Raw genomic sequence first — 15058 nt, 5'->3', positions numbered from 1 at the left:
AAAAGGTTAGGATGGTGGGTGATGAGAGACTCGAACTCCCGACATCTTCGGTGTAAACGAAGCGCTCTACCAACTGAGCTAATCACCCGTGAGGGCTCATGTAGCTAAGCCCGTGCGTGGGTGCAAGAGGGTATGGCACAATTTCTTTTGCAAAATTGCGCAAGGTTTCAGATCAGCGTTTAGGCAACTGGGCGCGGTTACCAATCGAGCAAACTCGTGTGTCATATCGTGGTTGAATAGCGAAATGCGAATATCGCTGTTCAGACGAGGCGGATCAGACACGTTGTTTAGCGATTGAGCGCTCTACCTCGGGAGTTTTCGGTTTTAGAGAAGCGCGACAGCATATTGATCTTGGGTTGGGCGATTCTCGTTTTCCACCGAATTCTGAGTTCAATATGGGCCGTAGCTTTGGTTGTAAGGCCAAAGGGCCTTGCCTGCCACGTGTTGCCTCCGATATGCCCAGAGGGATTGCAACCCTCTGATCCGGAGGCAAAGAATGACGGGCGCCTGTCGCAGTCTGATCGCAGCTTTGGCCTTCTGCGCGATACTCGCTGCCCCGGTTCGGGCCGAGGGCGTGCTGGTTTTTGCCGCCGCCAGCCTCAAGACCGCACTGGACGTGATTGCCAGAAGTTATGAGGCTGAGACCGGGCAAGAGGTGACGGTGTCGTACGCGGCCTCCTCGGTGCTGGCGCGGCAGATACAAGCGGGGGCGCCCGCCGATCTGTTCATTTCCGCCAACGAGGATTGGATGGACGTGCTGCAGGATAAGGGCCTGATCGATACCGCTTCACGTATTGAGTTGCTGGGTAACGGGCTGGTTTTGATTGGTGCGCCGGGGGCTGACACGGCCGAGATTGAGGCGGGGTTTGACCTGAGCACCCGTCTAGGCAGTGGGTATCTGGCCATGGCTTTGGTCGATGCGGTGCCTGCGGGCATCTATGGCAAGGCCGCGTTACAGGGTCTGGGACTTTGGGGCGATGTTCAGGACCAGATCGCCCAGACGGATAATGTACGCGCCGCGCTGGCGCTGGTTGCGACGGGGGCGGCGCCTTTGGGGATCGTCTATCGCTCGGACGCTGTGGCTGATGAGCGGGTCGGGGTCATCGGAGTCATCCCGGCAGATATCCACCCGAAAATTGTGTATCCAGCAGCCCTGACTTCTACTGCAGAACCTACGGCGCACGCGCTTTTGACCTATTTGCAAGGCAATTCCGCACGGGCCGAATTTGTGAGGCAGGGGTTCTCCCTGCCCGAAGGTTAGTACGATGGGATGGTTGGGCCCGGCAGAGATGGAGGCATTGCGCCTGTCGCTGCGCGTATCGTTCTGGGCAACGCTGATCACGTTGCCCTTTGGGATTTTCATTGCCTATGCGCTTGCGCGCTGGCGGTTTCCGGGGCGCCAGTTGCTGAATGGTCTGGTTCATCTGCCTCTGATCCTGCCGCCGGTGGTGACCGGCTATCTGCTGCTGCTGACCTTTGGGATTCAGGGGCCGTTGGGCGCGCCTTTGGCCGAGCTTGGGATCGTTTTTGCTTTCCGATGGACTGGCGCTGCGCTGGCTGCCGGGATCATGGCTTTTCCGCTGATGGTGCGCGCGATCCGGCTGTCGATCGAGGCAGTAGACCCAAAACTGGAACAGGCAGGCGCCACTTTGGGGGCGTCGCGTCTGCTGGTCTTTGGAACGGTGACGCTGCCAATGATCCTGCCTGGGGTCATTGCGGGCGCGATCCTGGCGTTTGCCAAGGCGATGGGAGAGTTCGGGGCCACGATCACCTTTGTTTCGAACATACCCGGTCAGACGCAGACGTTGCCCTCGGCAGTCTATGCGTTCTTGCAGGTTCCAGGGGGTGAGGCGGCGGCGACACGGTTGGTGATCATCTCGATCATCGTCGCCATGGGCGCGCTTTTGCTGTCGGAATATGTGGGCCGTCGTGTGGCCAAACGCGTGGCCGGATCATGAGCCTGTCCGTCCGCCTGCAACACCAGTTGCCCGGGATGAAGCTGGACCTCGATTTCGACGCACCTTCCGGTGTAACGGTTCTGTTTGGGCGTTCTGGTTCGGGAAAGACGACGGTGGTGAATGCAGTCGCGGGGCTACTGAGACCCGAGGCCGGGCGGGTCGCGGTTGGCGATTGGGTGTTGTTCGACACGGATCGCGGTGCGTGGCTGCCGCCACATAGACGGCGCTTGGGCTATATCTTTCAGGAAGGCCGTCTGTTCCCGCATCTGACCGTACGCCAGAACCTGAATTATGGTCGCTGGTTTGCACCGCGCGGGGCACGACGCGAAAACCCGGATCGGGTGATCGAGATGTTGGGTGTTGGCCATCTGCTGGACCGCCGCCCAGCCATGCTATCGGGGGGTGAGAAACAGCGCGTCGCCATTGGCCGCGCCCTGCTGGCCAGCCCGCGACTGATTCTGGCGGATGAGCCTCTGGCCGCGCTCGACGACGCGCGCAAGGCCGAAATCCTGCCCTATTTCGAACGGTTGCGGGACGAGGTATCAGTCCCGATACTCTATGTGACCCATTCGGCGGCCGAGGTTGCCCGGCTTGCAACGTCCGTGGTCGCGCTGCAGGACGGACGTGTCGTGCGGCATGGTCCCGCGTCCGATGTTCTGTCGGACCCATCCGTGGCCCCTGCAGGCGTGCGCGCGGTGGGGGCCGTTCTGCGGGTCCGTGTTACGGCGCATCACGACGATGGCCTGTCCGAACTTGATGCCGGCGGCGCACGTCTTTACCTGCCTCGGATTGCCCATCAAATCGGCGAAGAGCTGCGTATTCGTATTCCGGCGCAAGAGGTGATCCTGTCCAATAGACCACCCGAGGGTCTTTCAGCCTTGAATGTGTTGTCGGGGCAGGTCGAAGCGATCCGGGCAGGCGAGGGTCCCGGTGCAATCGTGTCAGTCAAAACAACTGCGGGTGTTGTGCTGGCGCGCGTGACCCGACGCTCGGTCGCGGCGCTGGGTTTGCAGCAAGGCAGTACATGCTATGCGGTGATCAAGACCGTCGCGCTGGCTCCGCAGGATGTCGGGGGGCGGGTTGTCTAGGACCTAGGCAAGCGCACGCGCCTCATGTTCGCGCAGGATCAGCCGCGCAGCAAGGCCGAAGCCGATATGTTCGTCCGAGGCGCGCTCGGGGAATATCTCGGCGAGTTCCTGCAGCGCGTCAGAAGACAGCGTGTGGAGGGTTTCTTCACCCAGAAACAGGCTTTCGGCCTGAGCCCCTTCGGCAATTAAAATCTCGTGCCTGTCCAGCAGGATATGCAGGTATTCGACCGGCTCATCACCGGTATCAATATCTATTCCCGGCCACGAGCACAGATGTTTGGCGGCGACCAACACTTCGGGCGCGCCAAACAGCATCTCGACCTTGGGGCCGCGGATCAGGAGGCGATGCTGTTGAGACACCAGCAAATCGCGGGATGGAACACCGGGTCCCAGACTGCCTGCGGTCACACGCACCGGGCGCATCGCAGGATTTGCGCGCAACCGCTCGGGCGACATGGTGCTGCTTTCGATCCAGCGGATCGGCTGTATTCCGTGATCGGCAGTCAACACGTCGTCATCCACGTTCAGGGTCTCAATGGCGCGCTGGCCTTCCGCCGTTTCAATCAGAGTACCTGCGGTAAAGCATACGCCTTCGATAGTGATATCAATGATCTGGGTCTGGGTTCCACTGAAGGTGAAGAAACCATTGGCGAAATTAGCGGTGACCGTCACCTCGAACGAGTCTAACTGGATCACTCCGTCATCAAGGCTATCGAAGAAGGCCGGGTCGACGGTATAGGTCCATGTACCGTTCGCATCTATTGAGGCGGTGCCGAAATCCGGTTGATCGGAGATTGCCCAGGTGGCCCCGGTGAAGGTTCCGAAATCCGATGTTGCGGTGACATCGAGGTCACCCGAAGCAACATTAGGAGGAAAGCCGGTCACGTCGCCCGTGATATCGCCCGATATGGTTACAACCGAAGTCATCCGTTTTCCTGCTCAAGCGTTCTGGCAAATTCGGCATCCCGGTAAAGGCGCATATGCACCTGTTGCTGGTCATCGCGTGTCCATTCGACGATACGTTTTGTGGATAGGTCGCTGCTGAGACGATTGGTGCGCACGCGTGGGTGCGGGATGTCCCGTTTCAGCATGTCGACGATCTGACGAGTTTGGCCGAAGGGTGCCACCATATCGATGATCCAGAAGGATGAGCCACTGGCGAAATCGACATCTCTCAGCGGCTCTTCCTTCACCGCATAGCGATATTCGGCTTCCGGGCTGAGACCGGCAAATGTCACGAATCCGCGCGGAAAGCCGTTTTGGCGGAAGATGTGATACTGGCCCAATCTTAGCGGCGTTTCGAACGCATAGAGAACCTGTGCCAAACTGCGGTTACGATGCGTTTTGGTCAGGGCAGCCAGATAAAATAACGCACCGAAGTCGGCGTATTTTTCACCGGAAAGATCGAACCAGTCTTTGGGAAATGACTTTTCCACGGGCCACTCTGGAAACTGCTGATGCTGAGATCATAGCGCACCACATATTCAAAGAAAGAATTTTCACTCAAGCTGATGTGTTACGGGTTGAGTTAGACCTGAGGCCCGGTTTGACTATATTGATTCGTATAGGCTGGTTGGTCCCACGTCGTCTCAGCCGTGATCGCGTTTTTCATAGGGTGTTTTATATGCGTTTTCTTACATGCCTCTCTTTGACAGCCATCATACTGGCCCCCACCATTGCGCAGTCTCAGGGCGTTGGTTTTGGCTATAAACTTAGACCGCAGTTCAGAACCCAGATCACGCCGCTAAAGGATGGAACCTACGAAGTGAAGCCTGTCGGTGGATCCTCGGCCGCGGTCACCTATTGGTGTGGAATTGGTGATTATGCAGTTCGCACATTGGGAGTTTCAAACTCGCAGCGGATTTATGTTTCCAAAGCTTACGAGAAAGGTGTTCGCACAGTGCAGTTTTCGCTAACCCCACCGCCCGGTGCGGATACCAATCCGGGATATTCTTTGACCGTCAACAGGGTGGGTGAGAACCTGTCCGCCGCTTCGGCGCAAAACTACTGCTTTGATAATTCCATCGATATGGGGTTTTAGCGGTCAGACCCATTTGGCCAAGGGCGGCAGACTCATCAGAACAGCATCAGGGTCGTGCCCGGTTTCCAGACCAAACTTGGTGCCCCGGTCATAGACCAGATTGTATTCGGCATAGAGCCCACGATGCACCAGCTGGGTGTTTTTGTCCGCGTCGTCAAAGCTTTGCACCCGGCGTTTTTCGACCAGAGGCAGAAAGGCGGGCAGGAAGGCGCGACCGATGTCCTGAGTCAGCGCAAAATCCGCCTGCCAGTCGCCGGTGCAATAGTCATCCATGAAGATCCCGCCGACACCCCGAGCGCGCTTTCGGTGGGGGATATAAAAATACTCGTCAGCCCAATCTTTGAGGCGCGGGTAGTGGCCGGGTCCGTGCGGGTCGAGATGCGCTTTTTGGGTGGCGTGGAAATGGGCGGTGTCGTCGTCATATTCGATGCAGGGATTCAGGTCGGAGCCGCCGCCGAACCACCAGGCATGTGGGGTCCAGAACATCCGGGTGTTCATATGGACCGCAGGCACATGCGGGTTCTGCATATGGGCCACAAGGCTGATGCCCGAAGCCCAGAACCGGGGGTCGTCCTTCATCCCCGGAATACCCTTGCGCGCGGCCATCGCGTTTTGCGCGCGCTCACCCAGCGTACCAAAGACGGTTGAGACATTAACGCCCACCTTCTCGAACACGCGGCCCCCGCGCATCACCGACATCAGCCCGCCGCCCGCGTCGGAGCCATCGTCAGACTGCCGTTTAGTTTCTTTGACTTCGAACCTTCCCGGCTGAGAATCCGAGAAGGGGCCTGAGGTGTGGCTGTCTTCCAACGCTTCGAAGGCGGTTACGATGTCATCTCGCAACTGGCGGAACCAGGCAGAGGCGGTGGCTTTTTCTTTATCGAACATTGGGATCAGTGGGCCGGGGCTGCGACAGGGTCCAGCAGGGTGCGGCCTCCGTCAATGGTTAGAATTTGGCCTGTCATGAAGCCCGCAGCGTCCGACGCGAGAAATTGCGCGGTTTCGACCAGTTCGTTCGGAGCGGCAATCCGGGAAAGCGGAGTATGTTTTTCGATGTCGTCCCGGAAATCTCGGTTTTCTTTCAGCGTTGACTGCAATGAGGCGCTCATGACCGATCCCAGCGCGATGGAGTTTACGCGAATGCGGCTGGGCGCAAGTGCAACCGCCAACGAACGGGTCATCTGATCCAGCGCAGCGGTCGAAACGGAATAGGCCATCAGATCGGGATGGGTGCGGCGTGCGGCAATCGAGGACAGGTTGATGATTGACCCGGCAGGGTTCTCATCGTCTCCATCAGCCTGTTTGATAAATCGCTTAGCCACTAGTTGGCTCAGTCGCAGCGCAGGCATCAGGTTCTGGTTCAGCAATGTGCGCACGGAATCGTCATCGGTGTCCAGCGGGTCCGACGGGATCACCTGCCGTGCACCATTGATCAGGATATCAACCTGATCAAACGCATCCAGCGTGGCCGAAAGCAGATTGGCGATGGTCAGCTTTTCACGCAGGTCACCGGCGAAATAACGGATGTTGCTGTCATCCGCCTGTTCGCCCAGCTCATCGGACAGGCGCTTTTCATCCATATCGGCGAACATGACATTGGCGCCTGCATCGGCAAAGTGCCGTCCGATGGCCAGTCCGATGCCGTTGGCACCCCCGGTAACGATTGCGGTCTTGCCCGCGATGGAAAAGGACATGCGAATCCTCCTGAGTTCTGGCGAAGGTTAGCGGGCCTCAGCCCCGAGGGCGAGAGGCATGGAACACCTTGAAGCGGTTGTCTCCTGCCACTTCGTCAACACGGTCGAAAGCCTCGGCCAGCGTGGCCTCGTAAGGCAGGTGGCGATTTGCAACCATCCAGAGGTGACCGTTGCGGGTGAGGTTGCGTGCAGCACTGGTGATAAAGCCCTGGCCCAATGTCGGGTCGGCGCTGCGCGAAGTGTGAAAGGGCGGATTCATGATCACCATGTCCAGCGGCTCGGGCGCGCTCCATTTGGTGGCGTCGGCCCAGTGGAACTGCGCACGGGGGTCGGTGACGTTGGCGCGGGCACAAGTAAGGGCGGTGTGGTCGGCCTCAACCAGATGCAGGCTGCGCAAGGTGTCGTCGATCAGCATGGCGGACAGAAAGCCCCAACCTGCACCCAGATCAGCGATGCGCGTGCCGCGCTTGGTTGGCAGAGACTTCAGCAGCAGGGCCGAGGCAGGATCGATACCATCGGCGGAAAACACACCGGGCGCGGTATGGAAGCCGTCAACCATTTGGTTTTCAGGCGCAGCCCAGTCGGCAAAGGCGTCCGCATCAGACTGAAACCAGAAAATCTTGCCATGTGCCTTCGAGATTGGGCCCTCGATCGCGACCCGCTTGCGGATGTCTTTCAGCAAACTGTCGACGCCATCGGTTTTGGCCCCGTCCACCACAATGACCCCGCTGGCGCGGCTGCAGGCCTGATGGATCAGCGCCCGGGCCAGCGCCTTGGCGCGCGGTAGAAACACGACCGCATCCTGGCAAGGCGCGTCACTATTGGGCGTTGCGACAAAGCCCTGCGTGGCAAAGTGATCGTGGAATGGTTTGAACGGTTGCACCATCTGCGCCTCGCGCGGAAGGTCCGACAAATCGTGGTCAGGGGTGGGCGCCAAGACAGTCAGCGGTTGCGACAGGCTGAGCCCGCTGTTCAGGGCTAGATCAAGGCGAGAGGACATGGCCGTGCGTTATTCTTCGCGTTCCATGGTGCATTGCAGCGGGTGCTGATGCCTGCGCGCAAAATCCATGACTTGCCCGACCTTGGTCTCGGCAATCTCATGGCTGAACACGCCAACCACGGCGACACCTTTCTTGTGGACGGTCAGCATTATTTCAAACGCTTGCGCATGGGTCATGCCGAAGAACCGTTCCAGCACATGCACTACGAACTCCATCGGTGTATAATCGTCATTCAGCAACAGCACCTTATACAGCGGCGGCCGCTTGGTCTTGGGGCGCGTTTGCACCAGGACCGACGTGTCGTCGTCTTCGTCGTCCTTTTCAGACATGATCCACTGGTGTTTGCGCATTGCTGTAAGAGAATCTCGATTAACACTACGAATTGTTTCCCGGCTTATATAACGTCACGGTGGCCAGAGAAAAGAGCAACCGGACGGAAATGCGATGCGGGACAAGCTGACAACAATCGGGTTCGATGCAGACGATACCCTTTGGCATAACGAGCGTTTCTTCCAGCTGACTCAGGCATATTTTGCCGAATTGCTGGCCGATCACGCCGATCACGATCACCTGATGGAACGTCTACTTGCCGCCGAAAAGCGCAACATCCAGCACTATGGGTATGGCATCAAGGGCTTTACCCTGTCGATGATCGAGACAGCGATTGAGGTGACGCAAGATCGCGTACCGGCGCGCGTCATCCGCCAACTTGTTGAAGCGGGGCAGGAGATGCTGGCACATCCCATCGAACTGCTCCCCCATGCGCGCGAGGCCATCGAGGCGGTGGCCAAGACGCATAAGGTTCTGCTGATCACCAAGGGCGACCTGATCGACCAGGAGCGCAAGCTGGCGCAATCCGGATTGGGTGAGCTGTTCGATGGCGTCGAGATCGTGAGCGAAAAAACGGCGGCGACCTATGCGATGATTTTTGACCAATACGGTGATGGACCCGACGCTTCGATGATGATCGGAAACTCGATGCGTTCTGACGTGGTGGCCCCAATCGAAGCCGGGTGCTGGGGCGTGCATGTCCCGCACGGGTTGGTATGGGAGGTCGAGCAGGCCGAGGTCCCAACTTCCAACCCACGGTTCCGCGAGTTGAAGGATTTGGGTGATCTTTCAGCTTTGATTGATCAGATTTCCTGACCTGTTGCCGTTTGACATCAGTCACAAAAAATTCGATGACACGGCTTGCCTGAAATTCGGCACAATCGCCGGTATGGTGTTCGGGCGCGCATGAAACACCATATGTAGCGTGAATCTGATTGTGTATATGATCCACTCAAACGCAGCTTTCAGTTTCTTTAAACCCATCCCTGTGTTAGCCTGAAGAATATCAAAATAAAAATTGCTGACCGGGAAAACCCGGCGGCGCGAGGCAGACAGAGGCAAAGATCGTGCAGATTCGGCGGACAGTTCCGGCCCGAATGGGCTTATTACTTATAGCATTTCTGTGGCTGCTTTCATTTGCACCACTTCAGGGCATGGCGGCCCCTTACGCGGCCATGGTGATCGACGCACGCACCGGAGAAGTGCTGCATTCCCGCAATGCCGACACGCGGTTGCATCCGGCATCTCTGACCAAGATGATGACGCTGTATATTGCGTTTGAGGCCGTGCGGAATGGTGAGATCACGTTGGACACTCAGGTGCGCATCACCAAGGCTGCAGCGGCTGAGCCGCCCTCGAAGCTGGGTTTGCGCACTGGGCAGCGAATCGCGTTTCGCTATCTGATCCGGGCGGCGGCGGTGAAATCCGCCAACGACGCGGCAACCGCGATCGGCATCGCCCTCAGCGGGTCCGAGGCGGCGTTTGCTCGTCGCATGACCCGCACCGCCAAGGCGATGGGGATGAGCCGGACCACCTTCAAGAATGCCCATGGTCTGACCGAGTCGGGGCATTTGTCGACCGCGCGGGATATGACCACGCTGGGCCGTCACCTGCTGTATGATTACCCGCAGTACTACAACTTGTTCTCGCGCCAATCGACGAATGCCGGGATCAAGACTGTACCGAACACCAACCGCCGCCTTTTGGCAGCCTATCGGGGCGCCGATGGGATCAAGACCGGCTATACCCGCGCTGCAGGGTTTAATCTGGTTGCTTCGGCCAAGCGCAAAGATGAACGTATCATCGCGACCGTCTTCGGTGGCAAATCAGGTGCATCGCGCAACGCCCGGGTGGCCGAGCTTTTGGATATGGGTTTCCGCCGTGCCCCCTCGCGTGCGCCAATCCGTAAGCCCGCCCGCCCGGCCTATGCAGGGAATGCAGGTCTGGGTAGTGCACAAGTGGTCGCCCAAGCGGGCCCGCCGAAAAAGAGCCTGCGCCCGGTGTTGCGCCCGGTGGCGAGCGAAACGGTTCAGGTCGCGGGGTCGGTCGCCGCAACGGCTGAAAAAGACAACACCCGGATTCAGGACGGTATCGCTGCTGCGATTGCAGCAGCAGACATAGCACCGTCGGATGGCGCCAAGCCTTCCGAAAACGTGGTGCTGGCCTCGGTCGAACCGGCCAAACAACCCGAGCCTGAACCCGAAGTTGTGACCCGCTTGTCCACTTCCGGCGGTCACCTTTGGGGCGTCAATGTTGGCCGCTACACCACACGGTATGAGGCCGAGAAGGTTCTGTTGAAAACTGCGCTGTCGGAAATGACCACTTTGGAAGGCACTTTGCGTAAGGTGAACCAAAGCTCGCGTGGGTTTGACGCGACATTTCAGGGTATGACCCGCGAACAGGCTGATCTGGCCTGTCGTCGGTTACAGGCGCGCAATGTCACGTGTTTCATGATCGGGCCGTCATAAGACCCGGCATTCTCTCCTGGATGGGCCTGGGCTGCGATGACCTCGCAGCCCATTTTTTATGGTAAATCAATCGAAGACGTGGCCGTGCTGGTACTGTTCGTCCTGTCCGGCCGCAGCGGTCAGGGCGGCCACGTTATCCTTGGTGAAGAAGCCGTCATAGTGATGGCAGCGTTCGATATATTCGGTGATCAGCAGCGTGTGTTTCGAGTGTTTTGAGAAGATCTGTTTCAGGTTCGGATCATCTTTGCACTCACCCACCACATGGGCCAGAAACGGAACGCCCTTGTCTTTGAGCGTGTTGACCACGAAATCGACATTCTTCTCGCCAGCCCCGTGATCGCCGTCTTGGATTTCAACCGCCATGTGGTGCAAACGGCGCCCGAAATTGCGCACGAAATCCTCGGTCGGCATCGGCAATTGCTCGAAAGAGTTCACGAACGACGGCGTATTGTTTGCAGTAAAGACCTTGGCCGGGGATTTCTTGTCGTCATCCACATTGGCGTTGCGGTTCACATTGGTCGACGAATTCATGTCGAAGATGTTGTAAGCGCCCCAGAAGTAATAGGGGACCATGGTCAGAAATTCGAGGATCGCATCCTCACGTTCTCCGGCCAGAATGCGCGTCGCCAGATGGTCGATCCCCAGCATCAGGGGTGCGATTTTGCTGTCGGCCCCAAAGGCTGCTGCCTGATCCAGCTTGGCTTGTTCTGCGTCGCTCAGCAATACGCGATCACCCAGCCCCAGACTGTCTGTGTCGTTGAAATCATGCGTGGAATAGCCGACGCGATTGCAGGTGAAATCCGACGGCGTTGTGAAGCGGTATCCTTCCAGCGTGTAGAACGGGTTTTCGGTGTCCCCAGAATATTCGAACCGAATATTCTGATCCTCCAGCGTTCCGGTCAGAACCTTCAGATCGGTGGCGCCGTAAATCTCACCCACATAACGCGTCTGCGGCTTGCCGCGTGCCAGCGGGTACATGCGGTTGATGCGCGGGATGAAATCCTCGAATGCCGGGCTGAGCGGAGCCATCAGGATCAGCGCCGGATAATCGGCATGTGAATGCATCACCGAGAACTTGTGTGTCTGTCCCAAATAGCTGGCGGTGTGGCGATAGGGGGTCATCACATAAAGCTCGACCAGCGTGTCAAACAGCGCATCTGTCTCGACCTGAATGACAATGGCCCGCATCGCACCGACTTGATCCGCAATGCCCGAGCTGATGCGGCGCTCGTAAATCCTGGGAAGATATTCGGTGAAGAAGTCCGAGTTCTTCTTGTCGCCCCTTGGCTGGTAGGACATCAGATCAAAAGACATAGGCTCACCTCCTTGCGGCGCGTTGCTTGGATTTGTGGTAGTCAGATCATGCACTTGCCATGCATGCTAGGCGCTAAGGCCTGCATGGGCAACAGTTTGGAGAAGGGGTGCCAAAGTTACGTTGTTGTAACTAACGGATGAATTTTGTGACCTCGACTCCGCCCGCGATCAGGTTCTCGCGCACCGAGTGCGCGATCTGAACTGCCGTCGGGCCATCACCATGCAGGCAGATCGTATCGATTGAGGTCTCAAGGCGTTTGCCGGATTCGGTGATGATGGCACCTTCCTTCACCATTTCCAGAATACGTGGTCCGGCCAGTGCAGGGTCGTGGATCACGGCTCCCGGCAGTGACCGATCCACCAAAGTGCCATCGTCGTTATAGGCACGGTCGGCAAAAATCTCGCCCACCCATTTGCAGCCCAGCTCGCGCACCGCTTCTTCTTGTTTGGTGACCGCCAGCACCATGATGATGATGTCCGGGTCCACGTCCAATGCACCCTGATAACAGGCCCGTGCCATATCGATATCGACCGAACACATGTTGGCCAGCGCCCCGTGCAATTTCAGGTGACGTACTTCGGTGCCCACCGCCTTGGCCATACCGATTGCCGATCCAAGCTGATAACGCACCAGATTGCGCAAACTGTCATGGGGCACTTTCATGTTTCGACGCCCAAATCCCTGCAGATCAGGAAAACCGGGATGCGCACCGATGCCCACACCGTTCTGGGCTGCCAGAGCCATGGTCTTGGCCATCACATCAGGGTCACCCGCATGAAAGCCACAGGCAATATTGGCCGAGGTGATGATCTTCAGAAGGCTTTCATCATCACCCATCTTCCACGGGCCAAAGCTTTCGCCCATATCGGCATTCAGATCGACGCTCGGCATCGCAATAACTCCTTATTCGGTGGCAGAGATCATTCCGCTGATCAGTTGGTAGGACAGGAGGTCCGGGATGTCATGCGGATCGCGGACCAAGGGTTCAACACGGGCGGGCAGGCGGGCAAGGTCGGCCTTAAATGCGGCTTGCAGCGCGATGGCTTGTTCCAGTGTTACGAATTCGAAGCGCACCTCGCCTCCCGCCGGGGTCTGTGCAGCACGGGGCAGATCACAGGGCAGAACGGTTGCGATGCGCGGGTAACCTCCGGTGGTCTGGCACTCGGGCAGTAGGATGAAGGGCGCACCGGTGCCGGTCATCTGTATATCGCCGGGAGTTATGACTTCGGACAGTATGTTCAACTGACCCTTTGCCGCGAAGCCGTTACCGTCGCTATCCAGCTGCATGCCCATCCGGTTGGCTCGGGCACCGCGGCGGAATGTCGTTTGCGTAAACCGTGCCAGCGTCTCGTCATCGAACAGTGCGGTTTGAAAGCTGGCCACAACCCGCAACGTCCCACCCGAAAACCGATCCTCCGAACGCAGTTTCAGGCCGGTCTTGCCGGTTTCCGTCGAAGGCAGGTGATCACCCGCTTGAACGGCGCGCCCGATCCTTGCGGTCAGATGGGCCGCGCGTGAGCCCAGAGTCATGTCGGTCCCGATCCCGCCACCCAGATTCAGATACCCGTAACTGCCCTGCAGCACCGACCCGACTACCAGCCGCTGCCCAGCCTCCATCTGATGCGAGGCATTCCACAAGACGGGGCTGCCATCGATACTGGCCTGCATCGGTGCGCCGGTCAGCGCGATGGCGGTTGGTGCGGTTGCCTCAAACTCACCACCCATCCCCGCCATTTCGAGGGCGGCGCTCGTTGGAGTGTTACCAAGCAACGCGGCCCCTTCATAAAGCGCAACTATATCTGCGGCACCCGAACGCGACAGGCCTTGATCCAGATACCCGGTGCGCCCTTGATCCTGAACCGTGCAAGCTGGGCCGATGCGATGGACGATCAGCGTCATGTCGTGATCTCCTCGCAACTCGCACCACCAGAGCCATCAGTGCAGGTTGTACGGATATCCTCAAGCTCTTCGCGCGAGACTGAGATGAACTGCATCTCATCACCGGGGTTGAGGGCAAAACTTTGCTCCATGTCCGGACGAAAGCAACGAAACGCGGTTTGTCCAACATGACGCCATCCAGTTGGGGTTGGCCCCGAGAACAGGACAAATTGCGAAATTGCCAAAACCAACGCCCCTTCAGGTACCATCGGCGTCAGCTCTTTCAGGCGTGGAATGTTGAATTCGGGTCCGAGTGGCCCGAGATAAGGTTGGCCCGGCGCAAATCCGATGGTTAAAACCCGCACACGCGATTGGCTGAGACGATCAATGGCGTCCGCTGGTGACAACCCTGCTGCCAATGCCGCGTTTTCTAGCTGTGGCGCGAGATCGGAACCGTAGACCGTCGGCACTTTCCAGAATCGTCGCCCCGCAGGCAAAGGTGCAGCGTACCAATCGCGACTGACCAGCATAGCCCGCAGCAACTCTTCGATGTCCCGATGCGACAGGCTTAATGGATCAAACCTTATAAATGCAGATGCCAGCGAGGCCGAAGTCTCAAGCACGCCGTCAATCTGCTGCGCCTCGACTGCGCCCCGAAACGCCAGGGCGGCGCGGTTCGACGGCTCGGACATGGTTTGCGCAAAGGTCACCAACAGACCGTCAAATCCAACGGTTCGCAGCAAGGGAAACTTAATGTCATTCGTCATATCAAGGTCACAGGCGTATCGGGTTTGCTTTGAAAAGACCTGAGCCTATCCATAGACAATGCGCAAGGCCCTGTAAGACCAACTTGCATTGCGCCTGGCGGAGCCGATATCGGGCGCGATTCCGGGATTGGAAATGAATCGCTGATTGCCGTCGAGTCGGTATAGTCTTGTGGGTGACTGTAATGTTCTCACTATATGTTGGGTTTGAACCAACAAGCACTGAAACCTAGGAGGTATATCTGATGTGCTTGAAGGATGATTTTCGCCGATTTCCATGAGGTGAGTTCCACTCAACTATTAGAAATTATTGTATAAAAAATGAATTTGAAGTTTTTTGCGATATTCTTGAATTTTCCACTTGCGCGTTGAATGCGTAAGGCATAGAACGCCCTTCACCGGCGCTGCTGAGGTGCTGGGACGCGGTGGAAGCTGCGGAGACGCTCGGGAGAGACTGGGGGCATCTGAGGTTTTTGATTGGGCGGTGGCGCTGAGAGATTGGCGTTATGGTCTGGTTTTTG

At 57.9% G+C, this 15058-nt stretch carries 16 protein-coding genes and 1 tRNA gene; 6 read left to right on the top strand and 11 right to left on the bottom strand.

Annotated elements, in window-relative coordinates; translation table 11 throughout:
- Nucleotides 1-12: 12 nt before the first annotated feature.
- A tRNA-Val gene (locus ACR0L9_RS14145) sits at nucleotides 13-88 on the bottom strand.
- A 408-nt stretch (nucleotides 89-496) separates the two neighbouring features.
- On the opposite strand from ACR0L9_RS14145, the gene modA reads away from it, so the two are divergent.
- The 3 genes from modA to modC are packed head-to-tail and all read left to right on the top strand — an operon-like array spanning nucleotide 497 to nucleotide 3046.
- Nucleotides 497-1261, top strand: coding sequence for a molybdate ABC transporter substrate-binding protein (gene modA / locus ACR0L9_RS14140; RefSeq protein WP_480895906.1), 765 nt, complete (start codon nucleotides 497-499; stop codon nucleotides 1259-1261).
- Nucleotides 1262-1265: 4 nt separating this feature from the next.
- Nucleotides 1266-1958 carry a molybdate ABC transporter permease subunit gene (modB, locus tag ACR0L9_RS14135; RefSeq protein ID WP_170423885.1) on the top strand — a complete coding sequence of 231 codons (693 nt, stop codon included), beginning with the start codon at nucleotides 1266-1268 and terminating at the stop codon, nucleotides 1956-1958.
- Nucleotides 1955-3046 carry a molybdenum ABC transporter ATP-binding protein gene (gene modC, locus ACR0L9_RS14130; protein ID WP_170396032.1) on the top strand — a complete coding sequence of 364 codons (1092 nt, stop codon included), beginning with the start codon at nucleotides 1955-1957 and terminating at the stop codon, nucleotides 3044-3046. The genes modB and modC overlap by 4 nt, the downstream gene beginning before the upstream one ends.
- A gap of 3 nt (nucleotides 3047-3049) precedes the next feature.
- On the opposite strand, the gene ACR0L9_RS14125 is transcribed toward modC, so the two are convergent.
- On the bottom strand, nucleotides 3050-3973 hold the full coding sequence (locus ACR0L9_RS14125) for a Hint domain-containing protein (RefSeq protein ID WP_480895905.1): 924 nt from the start codon (nucleotides 3971-3973) through the stop codon (nucleotides 3050-3052).
- The gene (locus tag ACR0L9_RS14120) at nucleotides 3970-4482 is read right to left on the bottom strand and encodes a toxin-activating lysine-acyltransferase (protein ID WP_170408881.1); all 513 of its coding nucleotides are present in this window, start codon (nucleotides 4480-4482) and stop codon (nucleotides 3970-3972) included. The genes ACR0L9_RS14125 and ACR0L9_RS14120 overlap by 4 nt, the downstream gene beginning before the upstream one ends.
- A gap of 188 nt (nucleotides 4483-4670) precedes the next feature.
- On the opposite strand from ACR0L9_RS14120, the gene ACR0L9_RS14115 reads away from it, so the two are divergent.
- On the top strand, nucleotides 4671-5087 hold the full coding sequence (locus ACR0L9_RS14115; RefSeq protein WP_170396038.1) for a hypothetical protein: 417 nt from the start codon (nucleotides 4671-4673) through the stop codon (nucleotides 5085-5087).
- Between the two features lie 3 nt (nucleotides 5088-5090).
- Here ACR0L9_RS14115 and hemF read toward each other — a convergent pair whose 3' ends face one another.
- Genes hemF through clpS form a run of 4 tightly spaced genes read right to left on the bottom strand, consistent with a single transcriptional unit; the run spans nucleotide 5091 to nucleotide 8132 of the window.
- A complete protein-coding gene (gene hemF / locus ACR0L9_RS14110) occupies nucleotides 5091-5975 on the bottom strand; it encodes an oxygen-dependent coproporphyrinogen oxidase (RefSeq protein ID WP_170423893.1) in 885 nt (294 codons plus the stop codon).
- 5 nt (nucleotides 5976-5980) lie between these two features.
- Nucleotides 5981-6781 carry an SDR family NAD(P)-dependent oxidoreductase gene (locus tag ACR0L9_RS14105; protein ID WP_170408883.1) on the bottom strand — a complete coding sequence of 267 codons (801 nt, stop codon included), beginning with the start codon at nucleotides 6779-6781 and terminating at the stop codon, nucleotides 5981-5983.
- A 37-nt stretch (nucleotides 6782-6818) separates the two neighbouring features.
- Complete coding sequence (locus ACR0L9_RS14100) at nucleotides 6819-7781, bottom strand: class I SAM-dependent methyltransferase (RefSeq protein ID WP_480895904.1); 963 nt, start codon at nucleotides 7779-7781, stop codon at nucleotides 6819-6821.
- Between the two features lie 9 nt (nucleotides 7782-7790).
- The gene (gene clpS / locus ACR0L9_RS14095; protein WP_170396046.1) at nucleotides 7791-8132 is read right to left on the bottom strand and encodes an ATP-dependent Clp protease adapter ClpS; all 342 of its coding nucleotides are present in this window, start codon (nucleotides 8130-8132) and stop codon (nucleotides 7791-7793) included.
- A gap of 94 nt (nucleotides 8133-8226) precedes the next feature.
- Between clpS and ACR0L9_RS14090 the strand changes: the two genes are divergently transcribed.
- Both ACR0L9_RS14090 and ACR0L9_RS14085 read left to right on the top strand, forming a co-directional pair.
- The gene (locus tag ACR0L9_RS14090) at nucleotides 8227-8928 is read left to right on the top strand and encodes an HAD family hydrolase (RefSeq protein ID WP_480895903.1); all 702 of its coding nucleotides are present in this window, start codon (nucleotides 8227-8229) and stop codon (nucleotides 8926-8928) included.
- Between the two features lie 281 nt (nucleotides 8929-9209).
- Nucleotides 9210-10580, top strand: a complete 1371-nt coding sequence (locus tag ACR0L9_RS14085; protein ID WP_170396050.1) for a D-alanyl-D-alanine carboxypeptidase family protein — start codon at nucleotides 9210-9212, stop codon at nucleotides 10578-10580.
- A 66-nt stretch (nucleotides 10581-10646) separates the two neighbouring features.
- On the opposite strand, the gene ACR0L9_RS14080 is transcribed toward ACR0L9_RS14085, so the two are convergent.
- The 4 genes from ACR0L9_RS14080 to ACR0L9_RS14065 form a co-directional block, all read right to left on the bottom strand.
- Nucleotides 10647-11894 (bottom strand): hypothetical protein, encoded by a 1248-nt coding sequence (locus tag ACR0L9_RS14080; RefSeq protein ID WP_480895902.1) that lies wholly within the window; start codon nucleotides 11892-11894, stop codon nucleotides 10647-10649.
- A 130-nt stretch (nucleotides 11895-12024) separates the two neighbouring features.
- The gene (locus ACR0L9_RS14075) at nucleotides 12025-12786 is read right to left on the bottom strand and encodes a 5-oxoprolinase subunit PxpA (RefSeq protein ID WP_170396054.1); all 762 of its coding nucleotides are present in this window, start codon (nucleotides 12784-12786) and stop codon (nucleotides 12025-12027) included.
- A 12-nt stretch (nucleotides 12787-12798) separates the two neighbouring features.
- Nucleotides 12799-13794 (bottom strand): 5-oxoprolinase subunit C family protein, encoded by a 996-nt coding sequence (locus ACR0L9_RS14070; protein ID WP_170627314.1) that lies wholly within the window; start codon nucleotides 13792-13794, stop codon nucleotides 12799-12801.
- Complete coding sequence (locus tag ACR0L9_RS14065) at nucleotides 13791-14540, bottom strand: 5-oxoprolinase subunit B family protein (RefSeq protein ID WP_480895901.1); 750 nt, start codon at nucleotides 14538-14540, stop codon at nucleotides 13791-13793. The genes ACR0L9_RS14070 and ACR0L9_RS14065 overlap by 4 nt, the downstream gene beginning before the upstream one ends.
- Nucleotides 14541-15058 lie beyond the last annotated feature (518 nt).

This window comes from Ruegeria sp. I3 (assembly GCF_056532525.1).
Note: the sequence above shows the minus strand (reverse complement) of the source record. Positions and strands in the feature narration are given on the sequence as shown.